The organism is Streptomyces sp. Q2 (genome assembly GCF_056820935.1).
The window spans coordinates 24990-45259 of the sequence record NZ_JBXEJE010000037.1; the positions used below are offsets into that span (position 1 = coordinate 24990).

16 protein-coding genes and 1 pseudogene are annotated in these 20270 nt (G+C 72.6%); 3 read left to right on the forward strand and 14 right to left on the reverse strand.

From position 1 onward, the window contains the following. Positions 1–125: 125 nt before the first annotated feature. The 8 genes and pseudogenes from ACWBNA_RS34645 to infC all read right to left on the reverse strand — a co-directional run bounded on the left by ACWBNA_RS34645 (position 126) and on the right by infC (position 9017). Positions 126–1304 carry a PP2C family protein-serine/threonine phosphatase gene (locus ACWBNA_RS34645; protein ID WP_482708472.1) on the reverse strand — a complete coding sequence of 393 codons (1179 nt, stop codon included), beginning with the start codon at positions 1302–1304 and terminating at the stop codon, positions 126–128. Between the two features lie 231 nt (positions 1305–1535). Beyond that, the gene (pheT, locus tag ACWBNA_RS34650) at positions 1536–4046 is read right to left on the reverse strand and encodes a phenylalanine--tRNA ligase subunit beta (RefSeq protein WP_482708473.1); all 2511 of its coding nucleotides are present in this window, start codon (positions 4044–4046) and stop codon (positions 1536–1538) included. Next, complete coding sequence (pheS, locus tag ACWBNA_RS34655) at positions 4046–5167, reverse strand: phenylalanine--tRNA ligase subunit alpha (RefSeq protein WP_482708474.1); 1122 nt, start codon at positions 5165–5167, stop codon at positions 4046–4048. Before pheS ends, pheT begins: the two co-directional genes overlap by 1 nt. A 137-nt stretch (positions 5168–5304) precedes the next feature. Next, complete coding sequence (locus ACWBNA_RS34660; RefSeq protein WP_482708475.1) at positions 5305–6441, reverse strand: sensor histidine kinase; 1137 nt, start codon at positions 6439–6441, stop codon at positions 5305–5307. 51 nt (positions 6442–6492) lie between these two features. Continuing rightward, entirely contained in the window at positions 6493–7341 is an 849-nt protein-coding gene (locus ACWBNA_RS34665; RefSeq protein ID WP_482708476.1) for a TrmH family RNA methyltransferase, read from the reverse strand. Between the two features lie 188 nt (positions 7342–7529). Continuing rightward, positions 7530–7913 (reverse strand): 50S ribosomal protein L20, encoded by a 384-nt coding sequence (gene rplT / locus ACWBNA_RS34670; RefSeq protein WP_007495403.1) that lies wholly within the window; start codon positions 7911–7913, stop codon positions 7530–7532. Positions 7914–8026: 113 nt separating this feature from the next. Then, entirely contained in the window at positions 8027–8221 is a 195-nt protein-coding gene (gene rpmI, locus ACWBNA_RS34675; protein WP_482708477.1) for a 50S ribosomal protein L35, read from the reverse strand. 111 nt (positions 8222–8332) lie between these two features. Then, a pseudogene (gene infC, locus ACWBNA_RS34680) lies at positions 8333–9017 on the reverse strand (translation initiation factor IF-3). A gap of 337 nt (positions 9018–9354) precedes the next feature. Here infC and ACWBNA_RS34685 point away from each other — a divergent pair. Beyond that, the gene (locus ACWBNA_RS34685) at positions 9355–9729 is read left to right on the forward strand and encodes a DUF1844 domain-containing protein (protein ID WP_482708478.1); all 375 of its coding nucleotides are present in this window, start codon (positions 9355–9357) and stop codon (positions 9727–9729) included. A 1-nt stretch (position 9730) separates the two neighbouring features. On the opposite strand, the gene ACWBNA_RS34690 is transcribed toward ACWBNA_RS34685, so the two are convergent. After that, positions 9731–10462: an SseB family protein gene (locus tag ACWBNA_RS34690; protein ID WP_482708479.1), complete on the reverse strand. Its 732-nt coding sequence runs from the start codon at positions 10460–10462 to the stop codon at positions 9731–9733. Positions 10463–10612: 150 nt separating this feature from the next. Here ACWBNA_RS34690 and ACWBNA_RS34695 point away from each other — a divergent pair, with 150 nt between their 5' ends. Further along, complete coding sequence (locus ACWBNA_RS34695; protein WP_482708480.1) at positions 10613–11623, forward strand: serine hydrolase; 1011 nt, start codon at positions 10613–10615, stop codon at positions 11621–11623. A 42-nt stretch (positions 11624–11665) separates the two neighbouring features. Here ACWBNA_RS34695 and mycP read toward each other — a convergent pair whose 3' ends face one another. Together mycP and ACWBNA_RS34705 are read right to left on the reverse strand one after the other, a co-directional pair. Further along, complete coding sequence (gene mycP / locus ACWBNA_RS34700; RefSeq protein WP_482708481.1) at positions 11666–12859, reverse strand: type VII secretion-associated serine protease mycosin; 1194 nt, start codon at positions 12857–12859, stop codon at positions 11666–11668. After that, complete coding sequence (locus tag ACWBNA_RS34705; RefSeq protein WP_482708482.1) at positions 12856–13905, reverse strand: hypothetical protein; 1050 nt, start codon at positions 13903–13905, stop codon at positions 12856–12858. The genes mycP and ACWBNA_RS34705 overlap by 4 nt, the downstream gene beginning before the upstream one ends. A 1984-nt stretch (positions 13906–15889) precedes the next feature. Between ACWBNA_RS34705 and ACWBNA_RS34710 the strand changes: the two genes are divergently transcribed. After that, positions 15890–17092: an amino acid deaminase/aldolase gene (locus ACWBNA_RS34710; RefSeq protein ID WP_482708483.1), complete on the forward strand. Its 1203-nt coding sequence runs from the start codon at positions 15890–15892 to the stop codon at positions 17090–17092. A 78-nt stretch (positions 17093–17170) separates the two neighbouring features. On the opposite strand, the gene ACWBNA_RS34715 is transcribed toward ACWBNA_RS34710, so the two are convergent. Genes ACWBNA_RS34715 through ACWBNA_RS34725 form a run of 3 tightly spaced genes read right to left on the reverse strand, consistent with a single transcriptional unit; the run spans position 17171 to position 20265 of the window. Next, positions 17171–18070, reverse strand: a complete 900-nt coding sequence (locus tag ACWBNA_RS34715) for a DUF2510 domain-containing protein (protein WP_482708528.1) — start codon at positions 18068–18070, stop codon at positions 17171–17173. A gap of 27 nt (positions 18071–18097) precedes the next feature. After that, the gene (locus ACWBNA_RS34720; protein ID WP_482708484.1) at positions 18098–18889 is read right to left on the reverse strand and encodes a 3-oxoacyl-ACP reductase; all 792 of its coding nucleotides are present in this window, start codon (positions 18887–18889) and stop codon (positions 18098–18100) included. Further along, a complete protein-coding gene (locus ACWBNA_RS34725; protein WP_482708485.1) occupies positions 18886–20265 on the reverse strand; it encodes an aldehyde dehydrogenase family protein in 1380 nt (459 codons plus the stop codon). Before ACWBNA_RS34725 ends, ACWBNA_RS34720 begins: the two co-directional genes overlap by 4 nt. Positions 20266–20270: the final 5 nt, after the last annotated feature.

Genomic DNA, 20270 nt, shown 5'->3' on the forward strand with positions numbered 1-20270 from the left:
GGCCGGGCCGCCGGCTCCCCCTCGTACAGTGCGGCGGCCCGATTCCGCGCCGTCCGCCCAGCTGCCTGCCCGACACTCCGTGGCGGGGCGGACGGCCCCGCCGGCCGGGCCGAGTCAGCCATCGGCTAGAGGTGCGTGGTCGGCTGCGGATCGGTGGCTCGCACCCGCGCGGCGGAGCCGCACGCGTCACCGTCTCGCGTCCCTGAGGGACGTCGGCCCGAGCGGTCGTTGCGAAGCACCAATAGGGCCACGTCGTCCGTCGGCGCGCCTCGGGTGTGGTGCAGGAGAGCGGTGAAAACCGCTCCCAGGACCACCTCGGGGACAGCCACGGGACGATCACGGACGGCCTCGGACAGCGCGTCCGCCAGGGAGAAGAACTGGCCTCGTGCGTCCCTGGCGTCCTCCGCTCCGTCCGTGTGCAGGACCAACGCCTCGCCCGGCAACAGCTGCCCGCAGGGCACGGGCGACAGTTCGGACGGCAGCGGGAACGGGCCGAGGGGCGGCAGCGGGTCGGCACGAGCGAGCGGCTCGACCCCCGTGCCGCTGAGCAGATAGGGCCACGGATGACCGCAGTTGAGGGCCTGCACCTCCCCGTCCCGGCCGATCTCCAGCAGCAGTACGGTCACGAACTCCTCGGCGACCGGATGGTCGGGCTCCGGACCGACCGAGGGGTGTTCGGCGCGGGCGCGCTCGCGAAGGTGCCGGGCCAGCGCCCGTTCCAGTCGCCGCAGCACACCGTCGAGTCGGGCCTCGTCGTGGACGGCCTCACGGAAGCTGCCGAGGACGGCGGCGGCCGTGCCGATCCCCGCGAGCCCGTGTCCGCGGACGTCGCCCATGACGACCCGTACGCCGTGTTCGGTGGCGGCGACCTCGTACAGATCGCCACCGATGGTGGCGCCGCGGTCGGCGGACAGCTGGGCGGCGGCGACGTCCAGTCCGTCGATGCGCGGGGGCAGCGGCCGCAGCAGCGCGCTCTGGGCGGCGCTCGCGACCTCACGCGCCTGCCGGAGTTCGCGCAGCAGAGAGTGCCGGACGTGGAAAATGAGCCCGGCGCCCACGGCGAAGAAGACGGCGCTGCTGACGGCGCGCGCGCCGAAGCCGTCCTGCTGGGCCAGCGGACAGGCCAGCTTGTACCAGACCGCGGCGGCGCCCCAGGCCGTGGGCAGCCCGAGCGAGAGGACCTGCCGCAGGGGTCGACGGGTGCCGGCCCGGACCCATGCGGGAAGGCCCCGGCGACCAGGCCCCCGTGAGTCCGTACGGGTCCGCCCCGTCCCGCGGGGCACCCCAGCCTTGATGCGGATCATGCCGATGGCCCCCCAATTAGGCCTGACAGCGCAATCGGACCGACCCCGAAAGGCCAGTCCGATTCTGTCGACCGCATCCCCGAAAGGGCCGGATCACCAGGAGAAGTCACTCAATCGAGTGAGGTGACCGAATTGGGCGTGTGGGGGCGTGCCCCCACGAGCGGCGCGGGGAACGGCGCGACCAGCCACAACGAACCCGTAGCCGGTCGACAACCGCCTGCCCCGCAACGACTAACCCCTGAGAACAGCCCCCGTACGCTCGCCCGCGAGGGCGACCGCTGCGTCCCGAGCCGCCGACGCCTCATCCACCGTCAGCGTCCGGTCGGCCGCGCGGAACCGCAGCGCGTACGCCAGCGACTTGCGCCCCTCACCGAGCTGCTCGGCGTTCTCGTACACGTCGAACAGCCGGATCGCCTCCAGGAGTTCACCCGCACCGTCGCGCAGTGCGGCCTCCACATCGGCGTGCGGTACGAACCTGTCGACGACCAGCGCGACATCCTGCGTGGCGACCGGGAACGTGGAGATGCTCGGCGCCTGCGGGGTGCCGTCACCGACCCGCTCCAGGGCGTCCAGATCCAGCTCCATCGCGGAGGTACGCGCGGGCAGGCCCAGCGCCTTCAGCACGCGCGGGTGCAGCTCACCCGCGTGACCGACGACCCGCTCGGCACCGTCCGCGACGACCGCCAGCTCGGCGCACCGCCCCGGATGCCACGGCCCGTACTGGCCGCCGCGGACGACCAGTTCGGCACCGGCCTCACGCGCCACGGTCCGCGCCGCCTCGACGGCGTCGGCCCAGTCGGCCGGGCGGCCCTTGCCCCACCAGCCGGCCTGCTCGCGGGCGCCCGCGAGGACGACGGCGGCGTGGCGCGGCTGCTCGGGCAGCGCGGCGTCAAGCTCGGCGATCTCCTCGTCGGTCGGTCGCCGGTCGACGGGCGGCGAGACAGCGGCCCGCTGCTCCTCACGCGGCAGGAAGACCAGGCCGGTCTCGAACAGCGCCAGGTCGTGCGAGCCCCGGCCGTCGTTGCGCCGCAGGGCGGCGAGCAGACCCGGCAGCAGCGAGGTACGAAGGGCCGGCTCCTCGTCGTTGAGCGGGTTGACCAGCTTGACGACGCGGCGGGCCGGGTCGTCGGCCGCGAGGCCGAGCTGGTCGAAGACCTGCTCACTGACGAACGGGTAGTTCGGCGCCTCGACGTACCCGGCACCGGCCAGGGCGCGGCCGACGCGGCGGTGCAGCCGCTGCCGGTGGGTCAGGCCACGGCCGGAGGGCGGCTTGGGCAGCGTGGAGGGCAGGTTCTCGTAGCCCTCCAGGCGGATGACCTCTTCGGCCAGGTCGTTGACCTCGGCGAGGTCGGGCCGCCAGGACGGCACGGTGACGATCAGCTCGTCCTGCCCGTACACGTCGCAGCCGACCTCCTGGAGACGGCGTACGACCGTCTCGCGGCCGTACTCGACACCCGCGACCTTGTCCGGGTGGTCGGCCGCGACCGCGATGGTGTGCGGCCCGGACGGCGCGATGACCTCGGTGACGCCGGCCTCGGCGGTGCCGCCCGCGAGCAGCACCAGAAGGTCGACCGTCCGCTGGGCGGCGGCGGAGGCCGCCTGCGGGTCGACGCCGCGCTCGAAGCGCTTGGACGCCTCCGAGGACAGCTTGTGGCGGCGGGCCGTGCGGGCGATGGAGACCGCGTTGAAGTGCGCGGCCTCGATCACGATATCGGTCGTGCCCTCGGCCTCGGTGTGGTCGGCGATCTCCGTGTTGGCGCCGCCCATGACACCGGCGAGGCCGATCGGGCCGCGCTCGTCGGTGATCACCAGGTCCTCGGCGTGCAGGGTGCGGGTGACGCCGTCGAGGGTGACGATCTTCTCGCCCTCCTCGGCCCGGCGGACGCCGATGGTGCCCTGGACCAGCGAGCGGTCGTAGGCGTGCAGCGGCTGGCCGAGCTCCATCATCACGTAGTTCGTGACGTCGACGGCGAGCGAGATCGGACGCATGCCGACCTTCTGCAGACGCCGCTGGAGCCAGATCGGGGAGCGCGCCTCGGGGCTCAGGCCGGTGACGGTGCGTGCGGTGAAGCGGTCGCAGCCGACGGGGTCAAGGACCTGTACCGGATAGCCGAAGGCGTTCGGTCCCGGGACGTCGAGCAGTGCCGGGTCGCTCAGCGGCAGGCCGTAGGCGATGGCCGTCTCGCGGGCGACGCCGCGGATGGACAGGCAGTCGCCGCGGTTGGCGGTGACGGCGATGTCCAGGACCTCGTCGACCAGTTCGAGCAGCTCGATGGCGTCCTTGCCGACCTCGGTCTCCGGGGGCAGCACGATGATGCCGTGGCTGCCGTCGTCGCCCATGCCCAGCTCGTCGCCGGAGCAGATCATGCCGTGGGACGTCTTGCCGTACGTCTTGCGGGCGGCGATCGAGAAGCCGCCGGGCAGCGTGGCGCCGGGGAGCACCACGACGACCTTGTCGCCGACGACGAAGTTGCGGGCGCCGCAGACGATCTCCTGGGGCTCGCCGGTGCCGTTGGCCTGGCCGACGTCGACCGTGCAGAAGCGGATCGGCTTCTTGAAGCCCTCCAGCTCCTCGATGGTCAGCACCTGGCCGACGACGAGCGGGCCCTTGAGGTCGTGGCCGAGCTGCTCGACCGTCTCGACCTCGAGGCCGGCCGAAATGAGCTTGGCCTGGACGTCACGCCCGGTCTGAGTGGCCGGCAGGTCGACGTACTCCCGCAGCCAGGAAAGCGGGACCCGCATCAGATCTCCATCCCGAACGGCCGGGTGAACCGGACGTCACCCTCGACCATGTCTCGCATGTCCTCGACGTTGTGGCGGAACATCAGCATCCGCTCGATGCCGAACCCGAAGGCGAAGCCGCTGTACTTCTCCGGGTCGACGCCGCACGCGGTCAGCACCTTGGGGTTGACCATGCCGCAGCCGCCGAGCTCGATCCAGCCCTCGCTGGAGCAGGTGCGGCAGGGCCGGTCGGGGTTGCCGACGGACTCGCCGCGGCAGACGTAACACACCATGTCCATCTCGGCGGACGGCTCGGTGAAGGGGAAGAAGTTGGGCCGCAGCCGGGTCTTCATGCCCTCGCCGAACAGCGACTGGACCATGTGGTCCAGGGTGCCCTTGAGGTCGGCCATGGTCAGGCCCTCGTCGATGGCGAGGAGCTCGACCTGGTGGAAGACGGGCGTGTGCGTGGCGTCCAGCTCGTCGGTGCGGTACACGCGGCCCGGGCAGATCACGTAGACCGGCAGCTCGCGCTCCAGGAGGGAGCGGATCTGCACGGGCGAGGTGTGGGTGCGCAGCACGACGCCGGACTCGGTGCCGCCGCCCTGGCCCTGCACGAAGAACGTGTCGGCCTCGCCGCGGGCCGGGTGGTCCGGGCCGATGTTCAGGGCGTCGAAGTTGAACCACTCGGCCTCGACCTGCGGGCCCTCGGCGACCTCGTAGCCCATGGCCACGAAGACGTCCTCGATGCGCTCGGAGAGCGTGGTGAGCGGATGGCGGGCGCCGGCCGGTACGCGGTCGTACGGCAGCGTGACGTCCACCGCCTCCTCGACCAGCACCCGCTGGTCGCGCTCCGCCTCCAGCTCGACCTGGCGGGCGGCCAGGGCCTTGTTCACGGCGCCGCGGGCCTGGCCCACGCGCTTGCCGGCCTCGGCCTTGGCATGCGGGGGCAGCGCGCCGATCTCGCGGTTGGCGAGGGCCAGCGGCGAGGTGCCGCCGGTGTGCGCGACCTTGGCCTCCTGGAGCGCGTCGAGGGAATCGGCGGCGGTGAAGGCGGCGAGCGCCTCGTCCCGCATGCGCTCGATCGCTTCCGGTTTCAACGCCTCGACCTCGACAGGGTCGTACGACTTATTCGGTGCCGACATCTCTTCCCGTGCTTCCGATTGGCTGGCTGGAGTCCCCGTCACCGATCCATGGACGAATCGTCGTCGGCTTCGGGACACAAAGGTGCCAAAGGCCGAGTCTAACGGGGTGGGGATGTTCGAATGCGCCCGCGGGCTGCTCAGGTCAGGTAGGCCGGAGCGCTCACGGGCAACGTAAATCGGAACTCGGCGCCGCCGCCGGGGGCGCGGCCGACCGTGATGGTGCCGCCGTGGGCCTCGACGATGCCCTTGACGATGTAGAGCCCGAGGCCGGTGCCGCCGCGCTTGCTGCCCCGCCAGAAGCGGGTGAAGACGCGGTTCATGGACTCCTCCGGGATGCCGGACCCCTCGTCGCTCACCGTGACCGACGTACCGACGTCCTCCCCTTCGCGCGGGGACGCCGTGGGCGCGATGTCAATCGTGACGGTTCCCTCGCCGTGCCGCACCGCATTTTCCAGCAGGTTGCTGAGCACCTGGTCGACCTTGTCGGGGTCGGCCCACAGGTCGGGCAGCGGCTGTTCGAGACGCAGCAGGAACCGGTCGGCGGCCAGGCCGGCGGCGACGTACGCCTGGATGTGCCGCCCGACGGCGGCGCCGATGTCGACGGGCTGGCGCCTGAGCTCCAGCCGCCCGGAGTCGATCCGCGAGATGTCGAGCAGTTCGGCGATGAGCCGGGTGACCCGGTCGGCGTCGGCGTCGACGGTCTCCAGCATCAGCCGTTTCTGGTCGTCGGTGAAGCGTTCCCACTTGGCGAGGAGGGTGGCCGTGAACCCCTTGACCGAGGTGAGCGGGGAGCGCAGCTCGTGGGCGACGGTGGCGATCAGTTCGGCGTGGCTGCGCTCGGTGCGGCGGCGGGCCTCGGTGTCACGCAGGGAGACGACGACCCGGCGGACCGGTCCGGTGGGCCGCGTGCGCACGTACTTCGCGGAGACCAGCACCTCGCGCCCCCCGTGCAGCAGCAGATTGCGCTCGGGCTGTCCCACCCGGATGGCGAGACCGCCGTAGGGATCGGTCAGCTGCCACCAGCGCCGGCCCTCCAGGTCTTCTAACGGCAGGGCCTTCTCCAGCCGCTGTCCGAGGGCGTCCTCGGCGGGCAGGTCGGTGATCCGCGCCGCGGCGGCGTTGAAGCAGATCACGCGCCCGTCCTCGTCCGCGACGACCAGCCCGTCGGGCAGCTGGTCGGGATCGATGCCGAGCTCGGCGAGATCACCGGGCCGGGACGCGGGCGGGCGCCGTACGTCCCGTGCTCCCGGTGCGCTGCTCGTGCCGACGCTCATCCCCGTACCCCACCTCTCAGACGGCGCAGGGCCCCCGAGCAGGTCACCCTACTAGCTCTCGGTGACGGAGCGGCACCCTCCGGAGGCGCGCTGTGCACGGGCTGACGCATACAGACATACGGCAGCCGCGGTGGCGAGGTTCAGGCTCTCGGCCTTCCCGTGGATCGGGACGCGGACCACGGCGTCCGCGAGCGCGCGGGTCTCCTCGGGGAGCCCCCATGCCTCGTTCCCGAACACCCAGGCGGTCGGCCCGCCCATGGTCCCCTTGTCGAGCTCGCCGTCCAGGTCGTCCGTCCCGGCTCCGTCGGCGGCGAGGATGCGGACCCCGGCGTCCTTCAGCCCGGCCACGGCTCGCTCGACGGGCACGCCGACGGCGACGGGAAGGTGGAAGAGGGAGCCCACGGAGGCCCGCACGGCCTTGGGGTTGTACAGGTCGACGGAGGCGTCGGTCAGGACGACGGCCTCGGCGCCGGCGGCGTCTGCGCACCGCAGGACGGTGCCGGCGTTGCCCGGGTCGCGTACGTGCGCGAGCACGGCGACCAGCTTGGGCCGGGCGGCGAGGATGTCCTCGAAGGGCGTGTCGAGGAACCGGCAGATCCCGACCAGGCCCTGCGGGGTGACCGTGGTGGAGATGTCGGCGATGACCTGCTCGTCGGCGAGATGCACCCGGGCCCCCGCGGCACGGGCCTCACCGATGATGTCGGCGTACCGCTCCGCCGCGTCCGGTGTGGCGAAGAGCTCGACCAGCGTGGACGCGTGTGCCGCCGCCTCCCGCACCGCCTGCGGCCCCTCCGCGAGGAACAGCCGCTCCTTGCCCCGGAAGTTCCGCTTGGCGAGCCGCCGGGCGGCCAGGACACGGGAGGAACGCGGGGAGATGAGCTCGGGGGTGACGGGGGGCATGCAACTCACCTTCGGTAACCGATTTTCCGCCGCAACGGCGATCAACCACGACGGCGGATCTGGGGTCCCCCCACGCCCTCAAGGCAGTGGGGGTGGTGCCGACCCGCCCGCACCACGCAACACAACGGACCCGCAGGCAAGTACCCACGGGTCCGTCCAGTCACGTCGGCTTCAAGCCAGCGCCAGCGTCACGCGGCCTTCGGCGCGTTGACGTCGCTCGGCAGAGCCTTCTGGGCCACCTCGACGAGCGCCGCGAAGGCACCGGCGTCGTTGACGGCCAGCTCGGCCAGGATCTTGCGGTCGACCTCGACGTTCGCGGCCTTGAGACCCTGGATGAAGCGGTTGTACGTGATGCCGTTGGCGCGGGCAGCGGCGTTGATGCGCTGGATCCACAGCTGGCGGAAGTCACCCTTGCGCTTCTTGCGGTCGTTGTAGTTGTAGACCAGCGAGTGGGTGACCTGCTCCTTGGCCTTGCGGTACAGGCGCGAACGCTGACCGCGGTAGCCGGAGGCCGCCTCGAGGATCGCCCGGCGCTTCTTGTGGGCGTTGACTGCCCGCTTGACGCGTGCCACTTGTTAACTCCTTGTAGCGGGGCCGTGGTGGTCTTCACACGGCCCGAAATCGATTGGGTCCCGGTCCAGACGTGTGGCGCTCGGTGATCCGGAGGATCGACCGCGCCGACAGGTCACTTGCCGAGAAGCTTCTTGATCTTCTTGGCGTCGCCCGGGGCCATCTCGGCGTTGCCGGTGAGGCGCCGCGTCACGCGGGACGGCTTGTGCTCGAGCAGGTGGCGCTTGCCGGCACGCTCGCGGAGCACCTTGCCGGAGCCGGTGATCTTGAAGCGCTTGCTGGCACCGCTGTGCGACTTGTTCTTCGGCATAGCGCCGTTCACTCCTCGTCGGTGGCGCTCCGGTGCCCGGTCACGAAAACCGGGCACGGTGGAGCGTCGCTCTTGTATCGGTTGGGTCCTGGGGACTCTCGTCCCCCGGGATCACGCCTCGGCGGGAGCCTCGGCCGGGGCCTCGGCTTCGTTCTCGACGCTGTCGGATTCCGCGAGGTTCTGCGAGCGGCCGGGGTTGGCCTTCGCGTCGGCCTTGCGGGCCTCCTGAGCCTGGCGGGCCTCGGCCATCGCCTCGGTCTTCTTCTTGTGCGGACCGAGAACCATGATCATGTTTCGGCCGTCCTGCTTCGGGTTCGACTCGACGAACCCGAGGTCGGCCACGTCCTCCGCGAGACGCTGCAGCAGTCGGTAGCCGAGTTCCGGCCGGGACTGCTCGCGACCACGGAACATGATCGTGATCTTGACCTTGTCGCCCTGCTTGAGGAACCGAACGACGTGACCCTTCTTGGTGTCATAGTCGTGCGGGTCGATCTTCGGCCGGAGTTTCATCTCCTTGATGACCGTGTGCGCCTGGTTCTTGCGCGCCTCACGGGCCTTCATGGCCGACTCGTACTTGAACTTCCCGTAGTCCATGAGCTTGCACACAGGCGGACGGGCGGTCGCCGCCACCTCGACCAGGTCCAGGTCGTACTCCTGCGCAAGCTCCAGTGCCTTGGCCAGCGGGACAATGCCCACCTGCTCGCCACTGGGACCGACAAGTCGCACCTCTGGAACGCGAATCCGGTCGTTGATGCGGGGCTCGGCGCTGATGGATCCTCCTCGGTTAGCACCACACGGCCATCTGGCGGACGGCCGCGTTTGTCTCTGTTAGACAGACCTAACCGCGCCGAAGCACAAAAAATGCCCCGGACGATCACAGGCGGGGCTCCTGGCACTACCGGAGCACCGCCGCGGTGATGCCGCGGGGCGCACATTCGGGCGACTCCATCGTCCGTACGGAACGATGGTGGCCGCCTGACCGGGGTGACCCGCCGCCCCGGGGGACGGTCAGGTGGGAGATCGGAGCCTCCACTTGTGGGCCGGGCATTGCTGTCCGGCCGGTCGTCACACAAGGTTAGCAGCTTGTCGGGGGTGGTGCGAACCGTCGTACACCGGGGCCTATCGTGTGGGGCATGAGTGACACCCCTGCTGAGTCCGCCGAGTCCGCCGCGGGCCCCGACTTCGACGAGATGACCCGCGACATCGCCGAGGTCCCCGCCGTCGAGGTGATCGTGACGGTCGCCGTCAACCTGATGAGCGCCGCCGCCGTGAAGCTCGGTCTGACGGAGGAGGGCGACAAGTACAAGGACCTGGACGAGGCCCGCAAGCTGGTGCACGCCCTCGCCGGCCTCCTGGACGCGAGCGCGACCGAGATCAGCTCGTTCCACGCAGCCCCGCTGCGCGACGGCCTGAAGTCGCTGCAGCTGGCGTTCCGCGAGGCGTCGCTCGTCCCGGACGAGCGGGGCCAGGGCCCCGGTGAGAAGTACACCGGCCCGATCTACGGCTGACTCACGGGCGTACGTACAGGGGCTCGCCCGGCGGCGTCGCTCCGGCCGGCAGCAGTGCCAGGTCGAGGCCGCGCACCAGGCGGGCCCTCAGTGTGTCGTCGGCGGCGAGCCGCTGCGCGAGGGCCCGGGCGGCCTCGGCGGGCGGTGCGGACGCATCCAGTACCAGGGCGAGAGTGCCGTCGGCCTGCCCCGGCCCGAGGTGGGCGCGCAGCACGGCGGGCTCGGCGGCCACCGCTTCCCGTACGGCCCGCACGACGGCCGGGTCGGCGAGCGGGTCCGTGGTCGTACGCCCCTCCGCCAGCGCCAGCAGCGCGGCCCCCGTCAGCTCGAACGGCACCGGACCGGCCATGTCCAGCAGGACCGTGTCCGCCTTCTCGTGCGCGGCGGCCTGGAGGGCCTGGTGCAGCGGTACGGCGACGGGGCGGGCCGCCGGGTCCCAGCGGGCCAGCGACTCGGTGGAGGTGAAGGCCGGCAGGGCGGTGCGGGAACCGGCCTTCAGGGTCGGTACGGCCATGTCGCTGGTCTTCTCGCGGCGCAGCCCGTTCTCGTCCTCCTCGACCTCGCCCAGCACGGCCACGACGGGAACGAGCAGCCGGGCCCCCTTGAGGGCCTCCAGGACGGGGCCCGCGGCGGTGCGGTCCTCGGCCCAGGCGGCGAGCGCCGCGCTCAGCCGGGGGTCGGCCGAGCCGTCGTCGTCGGAGAAACCGGAGTCGGGAATGTTCTTGTTCGCCACGGTCACCGACCCTATAGGGGGGATGCTGCTGGGCTTGTGCGGGCCCGGAAACCTGCCCGTGACGACTTTCACGGGTTTCTCAGATATCCCTGACACACATCTAACGTCCGTCTAACGGCCCGCACAGCCGGTACCCCGAGCATCGCGGGCATGGAGTCTTCCAGAGCCGCCCGCAGCGTCCGCTCCGGTCCGTCCCGGCGCCGTCCCCTGCTGTACACCGCGCTCGCGTCCGTGGCCGTCCTCGGCGCCACGGCGGCCGGAACCGTGTACGTGAAGGCGCAGGCGCACTCCGGTGCGGGCGCCGTATCGTCGGCGGGGACGCCGTCGGCCTCGTCGTCGGCTGCCGCTTCCACTTCGGCGAACGGGGAGACATCGGTGGAGACCGTGGCGGAGCCGACCGTCGACCACGACGAACTGCTGGCCCACGCGCTGAAGTCGGTGAGCGTGGAGGACAGTGCCGAAGTGGCCGCGGCCGTGCTCGACCCGGACTCCGGCGGGAGCGCCTCGTACGGCGACGGTACGTTCGACACGGCGAGCATCGTCAAGGTCGACATCCTGGCGACACTGCTGCTCCAGGCCCAGGACGCGGACCGGCATCTCACCGCGCGGGAGAAGTCGTACGCCACCGCGATGATCGAGAACAGCGACAACACCGCCGCGTCGGCCCTGTGGCGGATCATCGGAAAGGCGGACGGTCTCGACGCCGCGAACGAGCGGCTCGGTCTCACGGACACCTCGGGCGGCGACGACATGCTGTGGGGGCTCACCCAGACCACAGCCACCGACCAACTGGCCCTGCTCCAGCAGGTGTTCGGCGGGGACTCGGAGCTGAGCGAGGCCTCGCGGGCGTATGTCCAGGGGCTGATGGGGCAGATAGCCGTCGACCAGCACTGGGGGGTGTCGGCCGCGGCCGACGGTTCCGCGTGGGCCCTGAAGAACGGCTGGCTGGCGCGCAGCACGACCGGGCTGTGGGACATCAACAGCATCGGGCGGGTGACGGTGGACGGCCACGACTACCTGGTGGCGGTGCTGTCGAAGGGCAACTCGACACAGGCGAAGGGTATTTCGCTCGCGGAGGCGGCGGCGAAGGCGGCGGTGTCGGTGTTCGCGGGTGACGGCGCGTCGGCATCGGTTGCCGCCCCGACGGCTGTCTCCAAGTAGCCGCCCGGAGGCCGCCGTACGCCGTCGTGGGCCGTCAGTCCGTCAGGAGTCTTCCTGCCGCTCGCGGCGGCCGCGCCACAGCACCACCGCCGCGACCAGGAGCAGCCCGCCGAGGCCGCCCGCGAGGGGGGCCGCCCAGTCGGCGGTGTCGTTGCCGGACTCGGCCGCGTCGGGGCCGGAGCCGAAGTACTTGTCGCCGTAGGCGGCGGCCTGGAGGCCCTCCGGCTTGAGGCGGCCTGCTTCGGTGAGGGCGGCCGCGGGGTCGATGAAGCCGAAGCCTCTGGAGTCATCGCGGCCGTCGGCCGGGGCGTTGCGGGCCGTGTCCTCCAGGAGTTTCTTGACCTGTGCCGGGGTCAGGTCGGGGTGGGCGGCCCTGATGAGGGCGACCGCGCCGGAGACGAAGGCGGAGGCGGCGCTCGTGCCCCAGCCCTCGTAGTACTTGTGGTCGGGGTCGGCGATGACGACGTCGACGCCGGGGGCGCTGACCGTGGCGTACCAGCGGCGCGTGGAGAAGGAGGCGCGGGTGCCGAAGCGGTCGACGGCGGTCGCGGCGATCACCCCCGGATAGGCGGCCGGGTAGGAGATGTGGTCACCCTTCTCACCGCCGTTGCCGGCCGAGGCGACGACGACGGCGCCCTTCCTCAGCGCGTACTGGACGGCCTCGTCCTCGGCGGGTTCGGGGTGGGCGGAGGCGGAGTCGTCGCCCAGGGAGAGGTTGATGACGTCGGCGCCGTGGTCGGCGGCCCAGCGGATGCCTTCGGCGAGGGCGTTGCCGCGGGTGCTGCGGGCCTTGGCGCGGGCCGGGTCGCCGTCCTCGAGGATCACGCGGACGGGGAGGATCTTGGCCTCGGGGGCGATGCCGAGGACGCCGTCGCCGTTGCCCGCGCCGTGTCCGTGGCCCGCGATGATGCCCGCCATCGCCGTGCCGTGGCGGGCCCAGGCGCGGTCGCCCTCCTTCGCGCCGAAGCCGATCATGTCCTTGCCGGTGAGGACGTTGCCGTTCAGGTCGGGGTGGTCGGCCTCGACGCCGGTGTCCAGGACGGCGACGGTGACGCCCGCGCCCTTGGTGGTGCGCCACGCCTGCTGGGTGTGCATCGCGTCCAGGGCCCACTGCTTGGCGCGTATGCCGTCGGCGTGCGCGACGGTGGGCGGGACGAGCGCGACCGAGGCGGCGAGCAGGACGCTCAGGAGGCCGGCTCGGCGGGTCGTGCGGCTCACGGGACTCGTGCGGCTCATGAGGGCTTCTCCGAGGGCGAGCTGACGGTCTTGCGCAGCCCGCGTTCGACGCGGTCGGCGAGACCCTGGGCCTCGTTGCCGAGGCCGGCCTGGGCGGGGGCGGTGGTGGCGCCGGACTCCATGGCCTCGGCGGCGGGCAGCGGGGTGTCGACCGTACGGCCGTCCGCCCAGCCGGAGACGGCGTAGACGACGACGGGGGCGTCGGTGAGGACGGAGACGGTCCAGGAGGCGCGCTGCTCGGTGCCGAAGTCGGCGGCGACGGTGTTCTTGGCGGCGTACGGCCGGGGCATGAGGTCGGTGCGGCTGCCGAGACCCTCGTTCTTGAACTGTTCGCTGAGGGCGGTCATGGCGGCGGCGTCGGCCTTGGTGAAGAGGAGGCCGACAGTGGTGACGTAGCTCCGGGTGGCGTCGGTGTAGGTGGCGCGCAGGAGGCGTCCGCAGCCGACGGGGGTGAGGGCCTTGCGCAGCAGCGGGTCGAAGGCGTCCTGGCAGCCGCTGTCGGGAGCGACGGCGATGCGCGTCCAACTGCGGTCGGCGCCGCCGGGGCCGGCGCCCTGGCCCTCGACGGTCGGCGGGAACAGCTGGTCGACCGGGATGCTGTGCCACAGCCCGCGGGCCGTGGCGAAGGTGTCGCCCGGCCCGGCCTTCCCCGGCTCCCCGATGAGCCAACTCCCCGTCGCGGCACCGCCGATGAGCCCCAGACCGAGCACGACACAGGCGGCCACCATGGCGATCCGGGGCCGTCCCCGCATCGCGAGCATCCCGAGCGACCGCGGTCGCGCCCTGTCGTCGTACCCCTCCGGCTCCGCGAACGAGATCACGGGCCGCCCCGCCCCGGGCGTCCCACCGGGCGCCATGGGAGCGCTCCAGGAGAGGGCGGGGTCCGGGGAAAGAGCGGGAGTGCCGGAGGGCGGGGTGGCGGGCGCCGAGGGAGTGCCGGGCACGTTCGGGGGGCTGGTGGGCGGTGCGGGGATGCGGGAGCGGCTGCCGGGGACGGTGGGGGCCTCGGGGGGCAGCGAGCGGGTCGGGGGTTGGACGGGGACCATAGGGGGACGGGAGCTGCTTCCGGGACCAGTGGCCGCAGGGGTACGGGAGCCGCTTCCGGGGGCGGTGGCCGAAGGGGTACCGGAGCTGCTGCCGGGGCCGGTGGCCGCAGGGGTACGGGAGCCGCTTCCGGGGGCGGTGGCCGAAGGGGACGTGCGCGGGCCGCTGACGGTGGGCGAGGGCGACGTGCGTGGGCCGGGGCCGGCGGCCGGTGATGAGGCACGCCTGTCACTTTCGGGGCCGGTGGCCGAGGGGGACGTGCGCGAGCCGTTGCCGGCGGGCGAAGGCGACGTGCGCGGGCTGCTTCCGGGGCCGCCGCCCGGCGAAGACGCCCGCGGGCCGCTTCCCTGGCCGTCGGACGCCGAGGAGGTGCGCGGGGAGTTGGTGCGGCCCGGGACCGGGGCCTCGTGCGCGGGGAGCGGGGGGAAGTCGGGACGACGTACGGGCTCGGCGGGCGTCGCGGCGCGGCGGGTGTCCACCTCGGGGGGCAGCTCCGCGGGAATCGGACGCATCCGGAAGGTCCTCTCCGACGCGGTCTCGACGGGCGCTCCGGGACGGCGGGGCGGTATCGGGGGGCGATGACTGGGTCGGGGCGGCACGGAGCCCGACGCCGGGGCTGCGGGGCTGGGGGGAGCCGGCACCGAACCTGGCGCGGGGCTCGCGGTCCCCGGCCTGGGCGGCACGGAGCCCGGTGTGGAGGTCCCGGCCCCGGGGCGAGGCGGCACGAAGTCCTGTTCGAAGGGCCGAGCGCTCGGCCTGGGCGGCACGAAGCCGGACGTGGACGTCCCGGCGTTCGCGGGAGTCGGCTTCGCGCTCGGCGCGGCTGTCGGCGGAGTGTCGGGGAAGCGCGCGGATGCCTGTGGCGGGGGCGGGGACGTGAGGGCGGCGCCACGGGGAGACGGGGCACGCAGATTCGGGAAGCGCAGCCGGATGTCCGGGTCCTCGGAGGTCCTACGGGCTTCGTCCGCCTCAGTGCCCCGCCGGGGCGAGGTCACCGCCCCGGAACCGTCACCGCCCGCCGAAACGGCGGAGCCGCGCCTACCGGAACCGTCACCGCGCGCCGAAGCGGCCGAGTCACGCATACCGGTCCCCTCGCCCTCCGCCGAAACCGCCCGGCCACGCGCATCAGAACTGTCACGCCCCGCCGACGCGGCCCAACCACGAGCCCCGGACCCGTCACCCGCAGCCGAAGCACCCGGGCGACGCGCACCAAAACCGTCACCCCCGGCCGAAGCAGCCGACCCACGCACACCAGACCCGTCACCCCCAGCCGAAGCACCCGGGCGACGCCCACCAAAACCGTCACCCCCGGCCGAAGCTGCCGACCCACGCTCCCCAGACCCGTCACCCCCAGCCGAAGCACCCGGGCGACGCCCACCAAAACCGTCACCCCCGGCCGAAGCAGCCGACCCACGCACACCAGACCCGTCACCCCCAGCCGAAGCACCCGGGCGACGCACACCAAAACCGTCACCCCCGGCCGAAGCAGCCGACCCACGCACACCAGACCCGTCACCCCCAGCCGAAGCACTCGGGCGGCGCGGGCTGAGGAAGCCGTCCCATGTGTCGTGCTCTGCCGGGGTCGGAGCGTTCGTGCGTGCGCCGCCCGCGGAGGGCGTCGTCGGGCGCTCGGGCTCCGCGTCCCCCGTCGCCGGGGGTTGGGCCGGGGGCGGGGGGACCGCGGGGCGGCGTGCTTCTGTGCTCATGCGGGCCACCCCCCGTTTCCTCGTGCCCGGGCCGTCTCCTCGTACGCGGGCCGTTGTCGTCGTGGCCCGCCCGGGGCGGACTTGGCCGTCCGGGCACGCATACCCGCACGGGGGGACCGGCATCCCGGCGCGGGCCTGCGACCGGGGGCGGGACGTCCTCCGTGCGTGCGCGTCACTCTACGGGTTGTTCCTGGGCGAACGGGAACCAGTCCACGAGGCCGGGGCATCTGCCCGGAACGTCCCCCTACCCTGCGGTAATCCTGTCTGGCAGGCTGCGTCCATGACTGCGCCCGCCGCTGACCGGACCCGCTACGACCGGGCCACCGCCCATCTCGACGCCCCTGTGGCGATCGTGGACCTGGACGCCTTCGACGCCAACGCGGACGATCTCGTCCGCCGCGCCGGCGGCAAGCCGGTCCGGGTCGCCAGCAAGTCCGTACGCTGCCGGGCCCTGCTGGAACGCGTCCTGGCCAAGGACGGCTTCGCGGGGATCATGTCCTTCACCCTTGCCGAGTCCCTGTGGCTCGCCCGCTCCGGGTTCGACGACGTCCTGCTCGCCTATCCCTCCGCCGACCGCGCCGGCTTCGCCGAGCTGGCCGCCGATCCCAAGCTCGCCGCGGCCGTGACCGTCATGGTCGACGACCCGGCACAGCTCAGGTTCATCGACGAGGCGCGCGGCGGCGGGCGCGAAGTCGTGCGCGTCTGCCTGGAGTTGGACACCTCGCTGAAGCTGTTCGGGGGCCGGGTGCGGGTCGGTGCCCTGCGCTCCCCGCTGCACTCTGCCGCCCAGGTCGCCGACATGGCCCGTGCCGTGGCCCGGCGGCCGGGGTTCAAGGTCGTCGGGATCATGGCGTACGAAGGCCACATCGCGGGTGTCGGCGACGCCGTGGCCGGGCGGCCGTTGCGCTCACGGGCCGTACGGCTGATGCAGGCCACCGCCCGCCGGGAGCTCGCCGAGCGGCGCGGCGAGGTGGTGCGCGCGGTGCGGGCGGTCGTGCCGGACCTGGAGTTCGTCAACGGCGGCGGCACGGGCAGTGTGCAGCACACCGCCGCGGAGGACGCGGTCACCGAGATCGGTGCCGGTTCGGGACTGTACGTGCCGCGGCTGTTCGACAACTACACGTCCTTCAGCGGTCGTCCGGCGGCACTGTTCGCCCAGCCCGTAGTAAGGCGGCCCGGGGTCGGGGTCGTGACCGTCCTGGGCGGCGGCTATCCCGCCTCCGGCGCGGCCGGGCCCGACCGGCTGCCGGTGCCGTATCTGCCGGAAGGGCTGAAGTACGACCCGCAGGAGGGGCCCGGCGAGGTGCAGACGCCGCTGCTCGGCTCCCCGGCCGACGATCTCCTGCTCGGCGACAAGGTGTGGTTCCGCCACGCCAAGGCCGGTGAGCTGTGCGAGCGGTTCGACGTGCTGCAGCTGATCGAGGGGGACGCGGTGACGGCGACGGTCCCGACGTACCGCGGGGAAGGACACACCTTCCTCTAGGACCTCTCGAAGGTCCCTTCCCCGGCTCAGTCCCTCGGCCCGTCCCTCGGCTCAGTCCTCTCGGCCCAGGCGGCCAGCTCAGTCCTCGGGACCGATGCTGCTGCCCACGCCGCCGCCCGTGGCCGCGTCGCCGACCGGCCGGATCCCCTTGGTGATCCGGTCCATGTCGGCGAGCGGCGGCCCGTCCGGACCCGCGTCGAAGACGAACCGCACGATCACCGGGGCCTCGCTGCCGACGCTGGACCGGAAGGCCAGCGACTGCACGTAACCGCCGGGCCCCTGGGCGGTCTTGACCCGCCAGCGCACGAAGTACCCGGCGCGGCCCGCCACCGCGACCGGCCCGGACCCTACGGTTTCGTGCGACTCGATGCCGCCGTGGAGGCGGCGGTCGAGGGAGTCGCGGTCGTACGCCGAGTCGGCGGCCTCGGGGATGTCCTGCTCGGCGAGGGTCTCGGGGGACTTCTCGTCGTTCTCGGTGACCGTGCGCGTCAGGACGAGGCCGTGGCGGCAGACGCCGACGCCGGCCGGGCAGTCGTACGTCCCGTCGTCGGTGGTCATGACGACGTCGTCCTCGGCGACGTTCTTCGGCGGGGTCCAGCCGTCGGGCAACGGCAGGGTGATGCCGTTGAGTTCGTCGACCACGACGTCCGGGGCGGCGCCGGTCGGCTCCGGGACGGTCGGCGTGGGCGGGTCGGCGGGGGCCGTGGACGTGACGGCCGTCGGCAGGCTCTCGGCGGCCGGGACGCCGGCGTCGTCGTCTTCGCGCAGTACCGCCACGCCCGTGACGATCGCGGCGACGAGGACGACGGCAGCGGTGGTGACGGCGACGGCCCTGGCCCGCCCGGACACCCGGTCGGCCGGCTGCGGGGGCCCGGGGGCCTCGGATGCGCGCAGGTGTGCGGTCCAGACGGTCCCGTCCCACCAGCGCTCCAGATGGGGCGCCGACGGGTCGGGGTACCAGCCGGGCGGGGGCGTCATGCTCATTCCGGCACTGTAGGGCGCGGGCTACAGGGGTGTGACGTATGCCCCCGAGATTCCGCCGTCCACCAGGAAGTCGGAGGCGTTGACGAAGGAGGAGTCGTCGCTGGCCAGGAAGGCGACGGCGGCGGCGATCTCCTCGGCCTCGGCGAACCGGCCGACCGGGATGTGCACCAGGCGGCGGGCGGCCCGCTCGGGGTCCTTGGCGAACAGCTCCTGGAGCAGGGGGGTGTTGACCGGGCCCGGGCACAGGGCGTTGACCCGGATGCCCTCCCGGGCGAACTGCACGCCCAGTTCACGGGACATGGCCAGGACGCCACCCTTGGACGCGGTGTACGAGATCTGTGAGGTCGCCGCTCCCATCCGGGCCACGAAGGACGCCGTGTTGATGATGGAGCCCTTGCCCTGGCGCCGCATGTAGGGGATCGCGGCCTTGCAGCACAGGTAGACGGAGGTCAGGTTGACCTCCTGGACGCGCTTCCAGGCCTCCAGGCCGGTCTCCAGGATGGAGTCGTCGTCGGGCGGGGAGATGCCGGCGTTGTTGAAGGCGATGTCGACGCTGCCGTAGGTGTCGTACGCCGCCTTGAACAGTGCCTCGACCTGCTCGGGGTCGGTGACGTCGACCTTCACGAACGTCCCGCCGATCTCCTCGGCGGCCGCCTTGCCGCGTGTCTCGTCGACGTCGCCGAGGACGACGTGGGCGCCCTCGGAGGCGAGCCGGCGCGCGGTGGCGAGGCCGATGCCGCTGCCGGCCCCGGTGATGACGGCGGTACGGCCGACGAGGCGGCGGCAGATGATGTCGTCAGTCGATGCGGTCACTGTGCGGGGCCCTCCGTACTGATGAAGACGTTCTTGGTTTCGGTGAAGGCGGTCAGGGCGTCCGGGCCGAGTTCGCGGCCGATGCCGGACTGCTTGTAGCCGCCGAAGGGCGTCCAGTAGCGGACGCTGGAGTGGGAGTTGACGGACAGGTTGCCCGCGCGGACCGCCTGGGAGACGCGCAGGGCGCGGCCGACGTCCCGGGTCCAGATGGAGCCGGACAGGCCGTAGTCGGTGGCGTTGGCCAGCGCCACGGCCTCCGCCTCGTCCTCGAAGGGCAGGACGACCGCGACCGGGCCGAAGACCTCCTCGACGGCCACGCGCGCGTGCGGGTCGACGCCGGTGAGGACGGTGGGCGGGAACCAGAACCCGGGGCCTTCGGGGGCCTTGCCCCGGATGCCGGGCGCGTCGGCGTCGACGTACGAACGGACGCGCTGCAGTTGGACGTTGGAGATGAGCGGGCCCATCTGGGTCTGCTCGTCTGCCGGGTCGCCGACGCGCACCGACTCGATCCCCGGGGCCAGCAGGTCCAGGAAGCGGTCGTACGCGCCGCGCTGGACGAGGATGCGGGTGCGGGCGCAGCAGTCCTGGCCGGAGTTGTCGAGGAAGGACATGGGAGCCGCTGCCGCGGCGGCTTCGAGGTCGGCGTCGGCGAAGACGATGTTGGGGCTCTTGCCGCCGAGTTCGAGGGTGACGCGCTTGAGCAGGGCCGAACCCTTGGCCAGCACCTGCTTGCCGACGGCCGTCGACCCGGTGAAGACGATCTTCGCCACTCCGGGATGCTCGACGAGCGCGGTGCCCGCGACGGGGCCGTGGCCGGGCAGCACCTGGAACAGGCCCTCGGGCAGACCCGCTTCCAGGGCGAGTTCGGCGAGCCGCAGGGCGGTGAGCGGGGTCGTCTCGGCGGGCTTGAGGATCACCGCGTTGCCGGCGGCGAGTGCCGGGGCGGTGCCCCAGGCGGCGATCGGCATCGGGAAGTTCCAGGGGGCGATGACGCCGACGACACCGAGCGGTTCGAGGATCGTGACGTCGAGGCCGCCTGGGACCGGGATCTGGCGTCCGGTCAGCCGCTCCACTCCCCCGGCCGCGTAGTCGAGCAGGTCGCGGACGTTGCCCGCCTCCCAGCGGGCGTTGCCGACGGTGTGTCCGGCCTCCCGGACCTCCAGCCGCGCCAGCTCTTCCAGGTGCTCGTCGACGGCGACGGCGAACCGGCGCAGCAGCCGGGCCCGGTCACCGGGCGCGAGGGCGGCCCACCGGGCCTGTGCCCCGGTGGCGCGTACGACGGCCGCGTCCACGTCGGCGGCGGTGGCGGCCGGGACGGTGGCGACGACCTCCTCGGTCGCCGGGTTGAGTACCTGGAGCTCGTGCTCGTAGGACACGGGAA